The organism is Xylanibacillus composti (assembly GCF_018403685.1).
Taxonomy (GTDB): domain Bacteria; phylum Bacillota; class Bacilli; order Paenibacillales; family K13; genus Xylanibacillus; species Xylanibacillus composti.
This window is the reverse complement of sequence record NZ_BOVK01000015.1, coordinates 128,657-142,774: the sequence shown is the minus strand read 5'-3', so window position 1 is coordinate 142,774 and position 14,118 is coordinate 128,657. Positions and strand designations below refer to the sequence as shown.

General features: G+C 52.2%; 16 protein-coding genes. 5 read left to right on the top strand and 11 right to left on the bottom strand.

Going from position 1 to position 14,118, the window contains the following annotated elements; genetic code table 11:
* Positions 1-19 precede the first annotated feature (19 nt).
* Positions 20-703, bottom strand: a complete 684-nt coding sequence (locus XYCOK13_RS06420) for a potassium channel family protein (protein WP_213411049.1) — start codon at positions 701-703, stop codon at positions 20-22.
* Between the two features lie 160 nt (positions 704-863).
* Here XYCOK13_RS06420 and XYCOK13_RS06415 point away from each other — a divergent pair, with 160 nt between their 5' ends.
* Positions 864-2,435 carry a CPBP family intramembrane glutamic endopeptidase gene (locus XYCOK13_RS06415; RefSeq protein ID WP_213411048.1) on the top strand — a complete coding sequence of 524 codons (1,572 nt, stop codon included), beginning with the start codon at positions 864-866 and terminating at the stop codon, positions 2,433-2,435.
* A 117-nt stretch (positions 2,436-2,552) separates the two neighbouring features.
* Here the strand turns inward: XYCOK13_RS06415 and uvrC are convergent, their stop codons facing one another.
* Entirely contained in the window at positions 2,553-4,394 is a 1,842-nt protein-coding gene (gene uvrC / locus XYCOK13_RS06410; protein WP_213411047.1) for an excinuclease ABC subunit UvrC, read from the bottom strand.
* Positions 4,395-4,621: 227 nt separating this feature from the next.
* Positions 4,622-4,939, bottom strand: coding sequence for a thioredoxin (gene trxA / locus XYCOK13_RS06405; protein ID WP_213411046.1), 318 nt, complete (start codon positions 4,937-4,939; stop codon positions 4,622-4,624).
* A gap of 208 nt (positions 4,940-5,147) precedes the next feature.
* Here trxA and XYCOK13_RS06400 point away from each other — a divergent pair, with 208 nt between their 5' ends.
* Positions 5,148-5,294 (top strand): YqzM family protein, encoded by a 147-nt coding sequence (locus XYCOK13_RS06400; protein WP_213411045.1) that lies wholly within the window; start codon positions 5,148-5,150, stop codon positions 5,292-5,294.
* Between the two features lie 126 nt (positions 5,295-5,420).
* Here XYCOK13_RS06400 and dnaI read toward each other — a convergent pair whose 3' ends face one another.
* The 4 genes from dnaI to XYCOK13_RS06380 form a co-directional block, all read right to left on the bottom strand.
* Positions 5,421-6,386, bottom strand: a complete 966-nt coding sequence (gene dnaI, locus XYCOK13_RS06395) for a primosomal protein DnaI (RefSeq protein WP_213411044.1) — start codon at positions 6,384-6,386, stop codon at positions 5,421-5,423.
* 42 nt (positions 6,387-6,428) lie between these two features.
* Entirely contained in the window at positions 6,429-7,904 is a 1,476-nt protein-coding gene (locus XYCOK13_RS06390) for a DnaD domain protein (protein ID WP_213411043.1), read from the bottom strand.
* 63 nt (positions 7,905-7,967) lie between these two features.
* A complete protein-coding gene (locus tag XYCOK13_RS06385) occupies positions 7,968-8,849 on the bottom strand; it encodes an alpha/beta fold hydrolase (protein ID WP_213411042.1) in 882 nt (293 codons plus the stop codon).
* 59 nt (positions 8,850-8,908) lie between these two features.
* Positions 8,909-9,208 carry a YuiB family protein gene (locus XYCOK13_RS06380; protein ID WP_244865035.1) on the bottom strand — a complete coding sequence of 100 codons (300 nt, stop codon included), beginning with the start codon at positions 9,206-9,208 and terminating at the stop codon, positions 8,909-8,911.
* Positions 9,209-9,355: 147 nt separating this feature from the next.
* Between XYCOK13_RS06380 and hemQ the strand changes: the two genes are divergently transcribed.
* Positions 9,356-10,102 carry a hydrogen peroxide-dependent heme synthase gene (gene hemQ / locus XYCOK13_RS06375; protein ID WP_213411148.1) on the top strand — a complete coding sequence of 249 codons (747 nt, stop codon included), beginning with the start codon at positions 9,356-9,358 and terminating at the stop codon, positions 10,100-10,102.
* A gap of 52 nt (positions 10,103-10,154) precedes the next feature.
* Here the strand turns inward: hemQ and XYCOK13_RS06370 are convergent, their stop codons facing one another.
* Positions 10,155-10,409 (bottom strand): hypothetical protein, encoded by a 255-nt coding sequence (locus XYCOK13_RS06370; RefSeq protein WP_213411041.1) that lies wholly within the window; start codon positions 10,407-10,409, stop codon positions 10,155-10,157.
* 21 nt (positions 10,410-10,430) lie between these two features.
* Entirely contained in the window at positions 10,431-11,621 is a 1,191-nt protein-coding gene (locus XYCOK13_RS06365) for an NAD(P)/FAD-dependent oxidoreductase (protein ID WP_213411040.1), read from the bottom strand.
* Positions 11,622-11,951: 330 nt separating this feature from the next.
* On the opposite strand from XYCOK13_RS06365, the gene XYCOK13_RS06360 reads away from it, so the two are divergent.
* Both XYCOK13_RS06360 and XYCOK13_RS06355 read left to right on the top strand, forming a co-directional pair.
* Positions 11,952-12,947, top strand: coding sequence for an NAD(P)/FAD-dependent oxidoreductase (locus XYCOK13_RS06360; RefSeq protein ID WP_244865034.1), 996 nt, complete (start codon positions 11,952-11,954; stop codon positions 12,945-12,947).
* Between the two features lie 87 nt (positions 12,948-13,034).
* Positions 13,035-13,265, top strand: coding sequence for a hypothetical protein (locus XYCOK13_RS06355; RefSeq protein ID WP_213411038.1), 231 nt, complete (start codon positions 13,035-13,037; stop codon positions 13,263-13,265).
* A gap of 3 nt (positions 13,266-13,268) precedes the next feature.
* Here XYCOK13_RS06355 and sda read toward each other — a convergent pair whose 3' ends face one another.
* Together sda and XYCOK13_RS06345 are read right to left on the bottom strand one after the other, a co-directional pair.
* Positions 13,269-13,412 (bottom strand): sporulation histidine kinase inhibitor Sda, encoded by a 144-nt coding sequence (sda, locus tag XYCOK13_RS06350; RefSeq protein WP_213411037.1) that lies wholly within the window; start codon positions 13,410-13,412, stop codon positions 13,269-13,271.
* A 292-nt stretch (positions 13,413-13,704) separates the two neighbouring features.
* Complete coding sequence (locus XYCOK13_RS06345; protein WP_213411036.1) at positions 13,705-14,004, bottom strand: hypothetical protein; 300 nt, start codon at positions 14,002-14,004, stop codon at positions 13,705-13,707.
* Positions 14,005-14,118 lie beyond the last annotated feature (114 nt).

Genomic DNA, 14,118 nt, shown 5'->3' with positions numbered 1-14,118 from the left:
CCTGCTTTGATTTCGATGTTCATCGCCGCGCCGGCGGCTCTTCAATTACTTCCTCCTCGAACCGCTCTATCTGGCTGTTCGTGCCGATCAGCACCATAATATCCTGCTCCTGCACAACATCTGAAGCTGTTGGCGCGATAATCACGCCGCCATTTGCTGTGTTGATCGCAACGACGCTGCAGCCATATTCGGCTCTAGTGTTGAGCTCGCCGAGGGTCTTGCCCGATATGTGAAGGGGCACGGATATTTCCGCTATCGTGTAATCCTTGGACAGCTCAATATAGTCCAATAAATTCGGGGATACCAGCTGGTTGGCTACACGTATAGCCATATCCCGCTCCGGAAAGATGATTCGATCTACGCCAATTTTCTGCAGCACTCTGCCGTGCAGTTCGCTGAGCGCCTTGGCCACGACCATCTTGACACCGAGTTCCTTCAGCAAGATAGCGGTCAATGTGCTGGACTGAATGTCATCCCCGATGGCGACGACCACACAGTCAAAATTGCGAATGCCGATCGACTTCAAGTGCTCTTCATCCGTGGAATCGGCGGCCACCACATGAGTAAGCTCATCGCTCATCTCGTCTACGATGGCCGGTCTTCTGTCAATCCCCATCACTTGAAATCCTTGTCTGATTAGCTGCTTCGCCAAGTTCGAGCCGAACCGGCCCAACCCGATCACAGCGAACTGATTTCCCTTCATCTTGATCCTCCTGTGCATGTTCATCGCAGGTTTCGCTTATCTTAGATTATAGGTCTTACCGGGCCGTCGCACAAATTCACTAGAAGTCATACCCTGTTTATGCTAATTTAGATGAGGTGAAGGGATTTCCATACTTGATACATAGCGAGGAGAGTTGTCTATGCCTTCTGTGACTTCCCGATATGTAGTCGGTTTAGTCATCGTGGCCGTTATTTGTTTTTTTGGGTACTTCGGCATCAATGTGTATTTGAGCCAAACTGAAAATTTGCAAACCGAAGAAGCCTTGGCCGGGCAGATGCCCTTGTCCAAGCAAAAAGCAGCCGACAGCGCCCTTGCGTATTTCGACGAGCAGTGGGGGAGCGGACACGGGCTGCTGGAAGCCACCGTATATTTCAATACCGACAAGCACATGAACGGCTATGTGCAGAAAAATGATCTGGCCGATGTCTATACTAAGCCGCTGTCGGAATGGGCGCCCGCCGATTACTTCCAAGTGGCCGTAACCCGTGACGGGCAAGAAGCGGCTGTCCTTTACTTGCATATGTACAGTGGCGAAGTATTCGGCTGGGAATCGAGTGAGCCGATGACCGGCAAGCCGCGTGATATAACCGGTCTGCTTGAGGAAAAGGGATTTGCCAATGCCGATTTGCTGGAGCAGGAAATGCAGCCGGACGGCAAAACCCTTTACGTCTACAGGCTTCCGGATGAGCGCGTCGGCGAGGCAGAGCTGCGCTTCCGTGTCGCCGTACTGGATGGAGCCGTCGTCTCCTTCCAGCCTTATTTCGATGTGCCCGCTTCCTATATGCAATGGCAGCAGGAACAGGATGCCACCTCAACGGCGCTGCAGCTTGTCAGCATGGCTTCTTCCTTTATATTGGCCGTTGTTGCATTTATCCTTGTCATCGTCTATAGACGAAGCCTGACCTTCACCCGAAGCATTGTGCTGACGCTCGCCTACCTGGCCACAGCGCTTATGTACAATGTGAACCTGGTTCCGGCCTATGAAATATCCGGAGCCGGCAGCGCCACGTATCTCGTCTGGTTCCAGGGCGTTTACTTCTTCTTCTCTGCGTTCACGGTATATTTGTCCGGTGTCAGCGGAGAGGGGCTGTGGCGTATGGAAGGACGTCAGCTCTGGCCGCGTTTCGGCGAAGAGGGCTTCGGCATCCATGTCGCCCGCTCCATGGGACTCGGCTACTTGTTCTGCTTCGTCGTCATGGGCCTGCAAAATACACTGTTCCTGTTCGGCTACAAGTTCCTTGATATCTGGGCGATTCAAGACGCCATGATGTCGCCATATAACCTGCAGTGGGCTTATCTGTTTCCGCTGCTTGCCTGGGTGGCGGCAATTTCCGAAGAACTGATTTATCGCGTATTCGGTCTGGCGGTGTTCAAGAAGCTCGTTCGCTATACCCCGCTGGCCGCTTTGCTCTCCAGCATGGTATGGGGACTCGGCCATGTCGGTTATCCGATCTATCCGGTATACACCCGATTTGTCGAAGTGACCATTCTTGGCCTGCTGTTTTGCTATATTTATTTGCGGCATGGGTTTTACACTGCATTGTTCACGCATGCCATCATGGACAGCGTGCTGATGTCCTTCTCGATCATTCCGGTAGGAGGTCTGATGAACGGATTGGCCGCCGTCTTCTTCATCTGCTTCCCGGCCATCGTCGGCGGACTGCTGTATTTGCTCCATCGCTGGTTCCGCCGAGCGCCGAGAACGGCATGACGCAAAGCGGCACGCGCTGAACCAGCCTGGACCTGTCACAACGATGGGAAACTAAAAATGCCGCTCGGTGGGCAGTGAACTGCAACCCGCTGGAGCGGCATTTTCCTTATGCGCATGCTATACGGTGGAACGGTCTTCTCCCGCTGCTTCCGCGTCTTCCGGCTTGTTCAGGTGATCCAGGATTTTCTGTGCCAGCGCCTCGCCAATGCCGACAGCCCGGAAATCCTCGACCGCAGCTGCTTGCAGCTTCTTCAGTGAGCCGAAATGGCGCAGCAGCTTCTTGCGCCGCACTTCGCCGATTCCGGGGATGCTGTCGAGCTTGGAGACGACCATCGACTTCGCCCGCGTTTCCCGGTGGAAGGTTATGGCGAAGCGATGCACTTCGTCCTGTATGCGCTGGAGCAAATAAAATTCCTGGCTGTCGCGCGGCAGCGGCACGACCTCAGGCGGATTGCCGGCCAGCAGCTGCGCTGTTCGATGCTTGTCATCCTTGGCCAGTCCGCATACGGGAATATACAGCCCCAGCTCATTCTCCAGCACATCCGTCGCTGCGGCGATCTGCCCCTTGCCGCCGTCAATGACAATCAGCTCCGGCAGTGGCAGCCCTTCCTTCAGCACACGCTCATATCTGCGGCGGACGACCTCCCGCATCGACTCGTAATCATCCGGTCCGACAACCGTCTTGATCTTGTACTTGCGATATTCCTTCTTCGCCGGCTTGCCGTCGATGAAAACGACCATGGCCGATACCGGATGCGTCCCTTGAATATTCGAATTGTCGAATGCCTCGATGCGTCTGGCCGCCCCGATCCCGAGCCATTCGCCAAGACTTTCTGCTGCCTTGCTCGTACGCTGCTCATCGCGTTCCAGCAGCTTGAATTTCTCTTCCAGCGCCATGCGCGCATTGTCGCCGGCCATCGTTACCATCTGCTTCTTCAAACCGCGCTGCGGCACATGCACATGCACGTTCAGCCAGCTTTGCAGCTGATCGGCGATCGACTCTCCCGCTTTCTCCTTGTCCATGGCGTTCTCAGGCAGCAGCACTTCTTTGGGCAATGCCGGATTCTCGCTGTAGTACTGTGTGACGAAGCTGACAAAGTCGTCTGCTGCTTCGCCATAATACGGGAACATCGAGGCGCGGCGCTCGATCATTTTTCCCTGCCGCATATACAGAATCTGCACGCACATCCAGCCCTTGTCCACGGCAAACCCGAATACATCGCGGTCTACCGCATCGTTCATGTTGATCTTCTGCTTCTCCATCAGCATCTCGATATGGACGATTTGATCGCGCAGCTCCTTCGCTCTTTCAAATTCGAGCTTCTCTGCTGCCTCGTGCATCTTCGTTGTCAGCTCTGCCTTGATCTGCTCGTGCCCGCCATTTAGAAACCGGGTAATCTCGCCGACCATGCGGTCATAATCCTCTTGTGCCACTTCATACTCGCAAGGAGCCACGCATTGGCCGATATGATAGTACAGACACACTTTATCCGGAAGCGTCTTGCACTTGCGAAGCGGGTAAATCCGGTCGAGCAGCTTCTTCGTTTCCTGAGCCGCGTATGCGTTCGGATAGGGACCGAAATACTTGCCTTTGTCCTTCACCACACGACGGGTTACTTCCAGGCGCGGATGCTTCTCATGGGTAATCTTAATATATGGAAAGGACTTGTCATCCTTCAACAACACATTGTAGCGGGGGTGGTACTGCTTGATCAGATTGCATTCCAGTATGAGTGCTTCCATGTTGCTGGCTGTCACAATAAATTCAAAATCGCGAATTTCCGTCACCAGTCTTTGTGTCTTGGCATCGTGGCTCCCCGTAAAGTACGAGCGCACGCGGTTTTTCAACACCTTCGCCTTGCCGACATAGATGACCGTGCCATCCGCATTTTTCATCATGTAGCAGCCCGGCTTGTCGGGCAGCAGCGCCAGCTTGTTCTTGATATGCTCGCTCTTCATAACGATCCCCCTCCCAAATCCCCATTGTACCACACATTGGCCTGTCTGCAGGAGTGCAAATGATTCCCTCCGCCCACCCCGGCCAAACAAGGAATGAAGGGTATTCTCCCTCCTCCCCCGACCGTAGAAAAGCCCCTTTGCGCGCCTGGATGCAGGCATCATGCAAAGGGGCATTCACTACCGCGTATCTAACCGCAGATGAAGCGGCGAGATCAGCAGCTCGCTGCTTACATGTGACGAGTTACAACGTTCTTCAGCGCATCCTTGGATTGAAAGCCTACGATCTTGTCAACAGGCTGGCCATCCTTGAATACGATCAGCGTCGGAATGCTCATGACACCGAAGCGGGAAGCCGATTCCGGATTGTCATCCACATTCACTTTCGCAATTTTCAACTGCTCGCCAATTTCTTTATCCAGATCTTCAAGAACCGGGGCGATCATCTTGCACGGACCGCACCAAGGCGCCCAAAAATCCACCAATACTGTCCCTTGGCCTTCAACCTCGTTCTTAAAGGATTGATCGGACACGTTCACAATTGCCATTCGCTGCATCCTCCTAACTTGTACACGTTATGAAAAGTCAACATGTAAAGTATACCACAACGCGCCCAAAAAAACATATGCGCAGGCAGCCCAATCGTCATTTCCCAGAATTGTCACTTTCCCGTCTTTACAAGCTATCCAAACGTTGGGTATACTAACGAGTAGGTATCCTTAAGCAAGAGCGTTTTTTCGCAAGGAGGGTAAGACCGTGAGCGAAGTCAATCATCCGGAAGCGCATGTGAACGAAGAACCGCGCAACGACTTTATGGATGTCGGCGTCGGATTTGGCGTAACCTTTGGCATCATGCTGGTCATTTCCGTGGCCGCTGCCGTCATCAGCTTTTTGATGAGCTAACCATTGCCGGACAACAAGCAGAGGCTGTCCCACCGCGCTGTATGCGCGGCAGGGGCAGCCTCTTTTGTCGTCTTCCATATGAGGAGGAACGCCCGTTGCTTCTCCAGCTGTATCCAGATATGTTCATTATCCAGTCGTCGGCATGCCTGCCCGCTTATTGTAGCCTTCCACTGTGACCACATCGACAAAGTGGCGTATCCGGTCCATCAAGCGCTGGCCTTTATGCTCTTCCTCCCCATCCTTGTTCGTGAAGCTGAAGTGCTTCTCCATCGCGTTCAGATCATAATTGGAAGTATAGAAGGTCGGCTTGCGATTCATCCGATAATTCAGGATCGTTGCAACGACATGGTCCCGAACCCAAGGCGTCAGCTGCTCGGCACCGATATCGTCAAAGACGAGCAAATCTGTCTCCTTGAGCAATTCAATGGTCTCCTTGAGCTTGGCGGGCTCCTGGATCATCGACTTGACGTCCTCGATGAAATCCGGCATGTACACGATGATGCCGCTGTAACCGCAAGCGGCCAGCTCGTGAAGCAGGTAGCACATCAGAAATGTCTTGCCTGTGCCGAGCGCTCCGGCCAGATACAGACCGCGTGTCTGCAAGCCGTTTGTCTTCGTCTCGTGCAAATAGTCCTCAATATGCTCCACAGCTTTGATCCTTTTGCGGTCTATCTTCATGATCTCCTCGATCTGGTACCCGCGGACAAGCGCCCCTTCATCCATATAGAAGCTGCGAATACGCTTGCGCATCTCATCTTCCTGCTGCTTGCTGACCCATTTCTTGCAGGACACCTTCCGGTCGATGATCTGCGGCTCCCCTTGCAGAGGCTCCACCTCAAGCCTCGTGTAATGGCCCTGCATATCATTGGGGCAGGCCTCAAGGCCGGGGCAGGATGAACAATTCCGGTATTCCTTCACATACTGATACAAGCGATTCAAATAAAGGGCGAAATGGTGGTCCTGCAATTCCGGGTAGCGAATGCGCCATTTTTTCACCAGCGGGTCATTCAGCAATGTCTGCCTCTGGCTGGCCGACTGCTTCAGCATTTCTCCAACCGGCAATGATTTCAACACATCGGATAATGATTCCAAGGTTGCTCCCTCCTTCCCCAGACAAGACGAATGCGGATCAAATTACGACTTGTTTCTCCGTTGTCGCACCTTTTCCAGGATACGTTCCAGCTCCTCGTCCGACACCTCCGGCCCTTTCCCGGGTTCATGCTGAATGGTCGGAATCTTGGGCTTCTGCTGAGCGCTGCCGCCGAATCGCTTGCGCGATCCGGAAGATCTGGCGCCTGCCGCTTCCGGCTTGCTCTCTCCCGCGCTTTGCCGGCTGCGCAAATACGTGACGGCTTTCTCGTACGAATCGATTTGCTTGCCCAGCCAGTCCGCCGCAATCGAATCGATAAACGGCTTGTTCCAAGAAAGTTGTTCGGTCTTCAAATAATGAATCAGGACATTGATGACTTCTTCCTGCAGCTTGTAATTGCGATCGACCATATCGAATATGTTCAATACGTGACCGGGCACGGCCCCAGGGAAGAAACGCTCCAATACCTCGGTATGCGGCGAGTTGCGCAGCATATGATTGTACTGGCTGATGCTGCAGTGGTCGCGCAGCATTTCCGGAACCTCCAGATAGAAAGCCTCATCCACATCCTTTTCCGGAGCTGCCGCAATCTGCGGTTCCCGCCGTTCCTCGATGCGCTGAATCACTCTTTCCCGCTCCTGGGCACGCTTGACGGTTTGCCGGAAATAACCGTAAGCCTTGGCCTGCATCGCTTCAACTTGCAATTCTCCCGATGAAGAGAAGATCCCCTCTTCGTCCAGCAGCCGGCAAGTATCCGGCAACGACAGCTTATACTTTCTGGCAATAAAATTAACGGCCGTCAATTCCTCGGACCTGTGCTCCAGTCGTTCGACAAAGGGACGGTTAGCGGAATCGCGCGGAAACCGCATAATAATATCCGCAAAGCGGTATTCCCCTTGGGAGAACGCGTCGGCCTCCCGTTTGCCGGGTGCTGGAGGCGGAGGCGCCAAATCCGGCTCCTCCGCTTGCAGGTTCAATTCAAACCATTCATAGAACGGAACAGACACATCCTCCGCCTCTTCCAGCTGCAGGCCCGCCAGTTCTGGCGGCCCGTCCACGCACAGCTCGCTTTGAATGGCCAGCAGCATCTGCTTGCCAACCTTGTCTTGCAGCAGCAGCGTCAAATGCTGGTTGCGGAAAAATTCATAAGGCTGCAGCGGCGGCAGGAGAAGGTAGAGATAGACGAATTCATCCCGCTCCGCGATATACAGCCGCTTCGTCTGAAGCAAGCCGACCGCTTCCAAACGGGAGGCTCCGTCTGCCATCTGTCGCCTTCCCTTATCGCTCGGATCTACGTGCATGAGCAGGAACAGCTTCCGCTGCACCTCCCAATGCGAATAGCCCACGCGGTCGGCGGGCAGTTGCCTGTGCAGCAGACGGTAAAAGCTGACTGCGCCGGAACCGATCATGGGCTGATACAACAGTTGCAGGACGGTTTCATCCATGGCGCCAATCGAAAAATCGCGAAAGACGACAAATCGGTGATGCTCTGTAAAATCAAGTCCATTCGTTAGTTTCATCGTTCAACACCATTCGGCAAAAAAACTTTACCTTCATTCTACCATATTGGCAAGGGTTCGTCCCTACAAAAATTGCTCCTCCTGCTCGCGAAGCACCCGTTCAAAAAGCTGGTCGCCCATTTCATTCGCGATATCCGCTCTCCGCAAGGGGCGCTGGTCCTGCCAGTCCTCCTGACAAAGCCGAATCCAATGGCGAATGAGCGAATTCAACTTGCGAGGCGCCTTTGTAGGCAGTTGATGCGACACATTTTTAATGAAGAACAGATGACTGTCCGGCAGCGTCTGATGCAGCTGGTGCGCGTAGTTGCGAAAACACTTGTCCTTCTCTCCGTAGACGAGCAGCTGGGGCAGCTCCAGTTGGGCAGCTCGGCTGATGTTCTTGTGAATCAAGCTCGTTCGGTAGTACTCCCGCACCGTACGCGTGTCTGTTTGCCGCGCCCCCTTGAGCAAATTGCTGTACGTGATGGCCATATCGCTGTTTCCATATGCAATCGCTCTCGCCAGCAGGCCGCGCGTCAGCTGATTGGAGAGCAAGGCCGCAAGGCGAATGCGCGACTTGTTGATCCAATCATCCACCTCGGCCATCCCGCTAATCAAGATGCCGCCATAATACCGATCAGGGTTGGCCAGCATCGCTTCGATCGCGACCGTTGTTCCTGTCGAATAGCCGCACAAATACGCCTTCTCGATATCAAGCTTGTCCAGCAGCTGCCTGATATCCTCTGCCAACAGTGCATAGCTGAACGTCTGGTCGCTGCTTCCGCTAAAGCCATGCCCGCGCAAATCGAAGGCAATCGTGTGAAATTCGTCGGACAACGAGGCCATCTGATAATTAAAATTTTCCGAAGTAAGCAGCGGGGGATGGATGAATACGATGGCCGGCTCATGATCCCGGCCTTGTTGATGCACATGCAAATCGACGCCGTTTACGGATAACATAGGCATCCCATACGCCTCCTTTGACATTTTGGGCCTAGTATCCCCGAACCGCGTCGATTTTATGGTCAGAACATTTTATAACCTTTGGTGCGCAGCGTTTGAATGGTCTTGCCGCCAAGCCATGCGCCAATCAGACCGGCCAGCGCGGTCAAGTAATCTGTGAAGTGATAGCCGAGCAGGTTGCCTGTCAGTGTCAGGCTGCTGTCCCATTGCAAATAGACAACGACCGGGAGCAGCACAACCACGTATAAGTACATGGGCAAATAAGTGGTTTTCAGCAGCATGTTCAAGATAAATCCGATTCCGAATAACAGCACAAAGAAAATCAGCAGCAAGATGGGCAGCTGAATCAGTTCGACACCCAATTGGATTCCCTCCCTAACATCGTTCCTTCCTATAGTAGCGCACTGTTCGACGAAAAACAACGCTTGTCCTTCTGGCGGGTTTGCTCCGGTCTACTACTTTCGGCTACAATAAGAGGACAAGCATAAGAGAAGGAGTGAATGAAACCCATGAGTGAAGCGGCGCAAACTCTGGATGGCTGGTACGCACTGCATGATTTCCGTTCGATAGACTGGAGCGCTTGGCGATCAAGCTCGGCCGAGGAAAGGCGGGCAGCAGAGGCGGAGCTGCAAGCCGCCATTCGCGGCTGGAAAGCAACAGAAGCAGAGAAGCAGGGCAGCACAGCGATCTACAGCGTTGTCGGACAGAAGGCGGATTTTGTCATTATGCACCTAAGGGAAACATTGGAAGAATTGAACGAGCTGGAGACGGCGTTCAACAAAACTTCCTTTTCTTCTTTTACGTATCCTGCCTACTCGTATGTATCCGTCGTGGAGTTAAGCAACTACATGGGGCAGTCAGGCGGCGATCCGATGGAGAATCCGGAAATCGTTGCCCGGTTGAAGCCCCAGCTTCCTGAAGCCAAGCATATATGCTTCTATCCCATGAACAAGCGCAGGGAAGGCAGCGACAACTGGTACATGCTCAGCATGGAGGAGCGTCGGGGAATGATGCGCAGCCACGGCATGATCGGCCGCCAATATGCGGGCAAGGTGAAGCAAATCATTACCGGTTCCGTCGGCTTTGACGACTGGGAATGGGGCGTAACGTTGTTTGCGGACGATCCGCTTCAATTCAAGAAGCTCGTGTATGAGATGCGCTTTGATGAGGTCAGCGCACGCTTCGGCGAATTCGGTGAATTTTTCGTGGGCAATCTGCTGACGGAAGAGAAATGGAAACGCATGCTTTCCTTGTAATGCACAAAAGAGCTGTTCCTCTAGTCCTCACGACTTGGAACAGCTCTTCTTCTTACTCTTCTTCTTGGCGCTCGGCCCGTTGTTTTGATTCCAGGTAAGCTTCTGTCATCCTGTCCCTTTCCCTGCTCTTTTCTTTCAGCCGTTCAATGGCAGGCTGGACGAGACGATCTACTTCCTGCTGCACCAAGTAAGCCAAGTCATGGCGATTCTGACTCTCCAGGAAGCCGCCGACCTCCATCATGGCGTTATAGCGATCCAACTCTTCCCGAGTTAACAAACCGCGCACCTGTACGCTGCAGTGCCGCATGGATGCTCCTCCTTCGCAGTGCTATAATTTGGTTTTGCGAAGAACCAGCGGAATACCGCCAATGATATAAAGATAACGCATATCGATAATTTTTTTCATCATCGCCGCAACGAAGCCGCGCATTTTGTACTTGCCTACTACGCCAATCGCTTCTCCTCGCCCCAGTGAGGCCACCGTTCCTTTAATGGAAGGCTTGAACGGCTTCAACTGCGAATTGCGAATCGAAGCAACAAGATTGGATGCCGTAGCAGCCCCCTGCTGCATGGCAATTTGCGCAGTAGGCGGATAAGGGCGGCCTTCCGGATTCATGAAGATCGAACCGTCTCCTATAATAAAGACATCATCATGGCCGGGAGCACGCAAATATTCGTCTACCTTCACGCGTCCGCGCATCGTTTCAAATCCCGCTTCCTCAATCAAGCGATTGCCGCGAATTCCGCCGGTCCATACGACCGTTGCCGAAGGAATTTCTTCGCCACTGGCCAACACGACGCCCTCTTCGGTGCATTCCTTGATCGCCACGCCGATTCTGAATTGTACGCCCTTGTCCTCCAACAGCTGGCGCGCATAGTCTACCAGCTCCGCATCAAAGCCCGGCAAGATCGTGGGAGCTGCCTCCACATTATAGATGTTGACCTCAGCCGGATCGACATTGAATTCCTTGCAGAGCTCAGGGATGCGATTCGCCAATTCGCCGACAAATTCGATTCCGGTAAAGCCTGCGCCGCCCACGACGAAATTCAGCAGTTCCTTGCGATGCGGCTCACGCTTGTACTTGGCGAACTGGTATTCAATATGCTCCCGTATGAAATTAACGCTGTTAATGCTTCGGATGGACATGGCATGCTCCAGCATGCCCGGGATGCCGAATGTTTCCGGCTCGCCGCCCAGACCGATCACCAGATAATCGTAGGAAAGCGTCCCTTCGTCCAAAATAACCTTCTTCTCCTGCGGTCGTATTTCTTGAACGGTCGCTTTGATGAAATCAATCTTGAATTCGTCAATCAGCTTCAGGATATTCACACGAGCATTTTTGGGATCGTCCGTTCCTGCTGCTGGCATATGCAGATGCGTCGTTATATAATGATAATCGTGTTTGTTGACAAGCGTTACGTCAGCTTCGTTATAATTCAGTTCCTTCTGCAGGCGAATGGCAGTAACAACACCACCGTAACCTGCCCCCAGAATCACGATTCTCGGTATGCGGCTCATGCTTATCCCTTCCTATCCGTGTATGGTAGTCGATTTGTGAAAATATACACAAATCCAGCCGAATCCATCTCTCTATAACCGGGCAGACCCGTGCTTTCGTCGGCCAAGTTTTCTCCTCCTGACATGATATAATGTTCCCATTAAAAGTGCAAGTCTCGACATGATAAATTATGAAAAATCCTACATACTAAGTACATGTCATGACGATGTCAAGTCTTATTCCAAACATTCACCATTCTTTCATTTTTTCGCATGAAAATTTTGTTTTCATCCTGTTGGCGAACAGATATAATGAGTAACGGATTGAAAACGATTCGGAGGTGTCGAACAGTGTCGCAGCATCACGAAGAGATCGTGGATATCGCCATAATTGGCGGTGGTCCAGCCGGAATATTCGCAGCCTTCTACGCCGGAATGAGACAAGCATCGGCGAAGATCATTGAGAGCATGCCGCAATTAGGCGGTCAGCTGGCAGCTTTGTATCCGGAAAAGTACATTTACGACGTGGCCGGGTTCCCCAAGGTACGTGCGCAGGAATTGGTGGACAGCCTCGTCAAGCAGCTTAGCCTTTTTCCTACGCAAGTCTGCCTGGAGGAAATGGTCACGAGAGTAGAGAAAAAGGAAGAGCGTTTGTTTGAAATCACCACCAACAAAGCAACCCATTATTCCCGCTCCATCATCATTGCCGCAGGTGTCGGCGCATTTGAACCGCGCAAGCTTGATCTCCCCGAAGCCCCCCGTTATGAGCAGAAAAACCTGCATTATTTCGTAAATGATCTGAGCATGTTCAAAGGCCAGAAAGTCTTGATCTCCGGCGGCGGCGATTCTGCTGTCGATTGGGCATTAATGCTGGAGCCGATTGCCGAGAAGGTGACACTCGTTCACCGCCGCGACAAATTCCGCGCGCATGAGCACAGCGTGGAACAGTTGGAGAAATCCAAGGTGGAGATCATCACTCCAACAGAAATCACTGCCTTGCATGGCGAGGATCGAATTGAAAAGGTAACCTTGACGAATGTGAAAAACAAGGAAACCCTTGAGATCGATGTCGACGCCGTCATTGTCAATTTCGGGTTCATCTCTTCCTTGGGACCGATTGCGGAATGGGGCTTTGAAATTGATAAGGGTTCCATTATTGTGGACACACGGATGGAAACGTCCGTACCGGGAATATTCGCAGCAGGCGACATCACCACTTATCCGGGGAAAATCAAACTGATTGCCGTAGGATTCGGGGAAGCGCCGACTGCTGTCAACAATGCCAAGGTCTATATTGACCCTGAAGCCAAGTTATCCCCAGGGCACAGTTCAAACATGAAATTATAATGATAGCAAGAAAAGAAGGGCATCCTATACCGGACCAGTTATCCGGAGGGATGCCCTTTGTTTATGATATGTCCAGTGTGCAACGGAATGAAACGTTGGAGCAATCGCTGCCAGCAATGCGCAGCAGCTCTTGACGATCACGGCCGCTACCAAGACCAGTTCGGACCGTATGCACCTTATAGGCCTATTGATGATCTTAGGCTGACAAACGGCATTCCACAGGATGCGGAGCTGCATCGCTGCGTCCATCAAGCCTATTGTCCGCAGTGCGGCAACGCCTGTCTGGTTTCTGTTGCAGAAACGTCCGACTGGCAGTAGAAGTTAAGCGCCCTGGCGCCGATTAGGGACCTTGAGATCGCGGCGGTGAATCTCCATCAGCAACATGTTGATAAACTCTCGTTCCAATTGCATTTCTACCGCCTTGTTGTACGTATCCATCAATATTTCATTACTCAGCAACCGCATTTCTATCACCCGCGACTTCTTAATTTAATACCATTATCTTACCATCCTCCGCGACTCAGAACAAGCGTTCGTTATCCACAGCACCATGTGGATATCCTGTGCACAAGTTGTTGACAAGTGTAAAAAACTGTCTGTTTGCGCTGTTGATTTTGTGCATAAACTTATACACATGCTGAACAACCTCTATTCATCAAAAAAAATTATGAGAGTGAAACATTTTGTTTATCAACAAAAAAAGACGGAATCGTTTCCGCCTTTCCATACACGCTTATTCGAAATAGTCGGCGCAGGCCTACACTTGTCCTACATCATGCTGTCCAACAATCAGCCGTACCGGCTCCAGATAAGCTCTAGCTACCACCGGCTTCTCCGCCATGTCGTACTCAATGTCCACAATTTTGCATCGTTGCTTCTCGTTATATCGCAGATCATAGACTACTTCAAATTCCTTCAGACCCAACGCACTCGTGATAACCGAACAGCCGATGGATACGCTCGCCGTCTCCAATTCCCCGTGATGAAATACTTTCTCCTGCAACACTTCGTTGCTCATGTCGGTTACACTTACCGATTGACAAATCACATATTTCATCTTGTTCCCCCCTGTGTGTCAAGTCATGGGTCATAGTACAAACGAAAGCGCTTTAGACCCACTCCTTCTTCATCCATGAAAAGACGGTCTGTTGTCGTGCATACATTTCGTTCA

What these genes read in the sequence shown, in the direction of transcription:
- hemQ (WP_213411148.1), top strand. Translation starts at nt 9,356, where the DNA reads ATGAGTGAAGCGGCGCAAACTCTGGATGGCTGGTACGCACTGCATGAT.
- XYCOK13_RS06415 (WP_213411048.1), top strand. Translation starts at nt 864, where the DNA reads ATGCCTTCTGTGACTTCCCGATATGTAGTCGGTTTAGTCATCGTGGCC.
- XYCOK13_RS06420 (WP_213411049.1), bottom strand. Translation starts at nt 703, where the DNA reads ATGAAGGGAAATCAGTTCGCTGTGATCGGGTTGGGCCGGTTCGGCTCG.
- XYCOK13_RS06355 (WP_213411038.1), top strand. Translation starts at nt 13,035, where the DNA reads ATGAAACGTTGGAGCAATCGCTGCCAGCAATGCGCAGCAGCTCTTGAC.
- trxA (WP_213411046.1), bottom strand. Translation starts at nt 4,939, where the DNA reads ATGGCAATTGTGAACGTGTCCGATCAATCCTTTAAGAACGAGGTTGAA.
- XYCOK13_RS06370 (WP_213411041.1), bottom strand. Translation starts at nt 10,409, where the DNA reads ATGCGGCACTGCAGCGTACAGGTGCGCGGTTTGTTAACTCGGGAAGAG.
- XYCOK13_RS06385 (WP_213411042.1), bottom strand. Translation starts at nt 8,849, where the DNA reads ATGCCTATGTTATCCGTAAACGGCGTCGATTTGCATGTGCATCAACAA.
- sda (WP_213411037.1), bottom strand. Translation starts at nt 13,412, where the DNA reads ATGCGGTTGCTGAGTAATGAAATATTGATGGATACGTACAACAAGGCG.
- XYCOK13_RS06345 (WP_213411036.1), bottom strand. Translation starts at nt 14,004, where the DNA reads ATGAAATATGTGATTTGTCAATCGGTAAGTGTAACCGACATGAGCAAC.
- uvrC (WP_213411047.1), bottom strand. Translation starts at nt 4,394, where the DNA reads ATGAAGAGCGAGCATATCAAGAACAAGCTGGCGCTGCTGCCCGACAAG.
- XYCOK13_RS06365 (WP_213411040.1), bottom strand. Translation starts at nt 11,621, where the DNA reads ATGAGCCGCATACCGAGAATCGTGATTCTGGGGGCAGGTTACGGTGGT.
- XYCOK13_RS06390 (WP_213411043.1), bottom strand. Translation starts at nt 7,904, where the DNA reads ATGAAACTAACGAATGGACTTGATTTTACAGAGCATCACCGATTTGTC.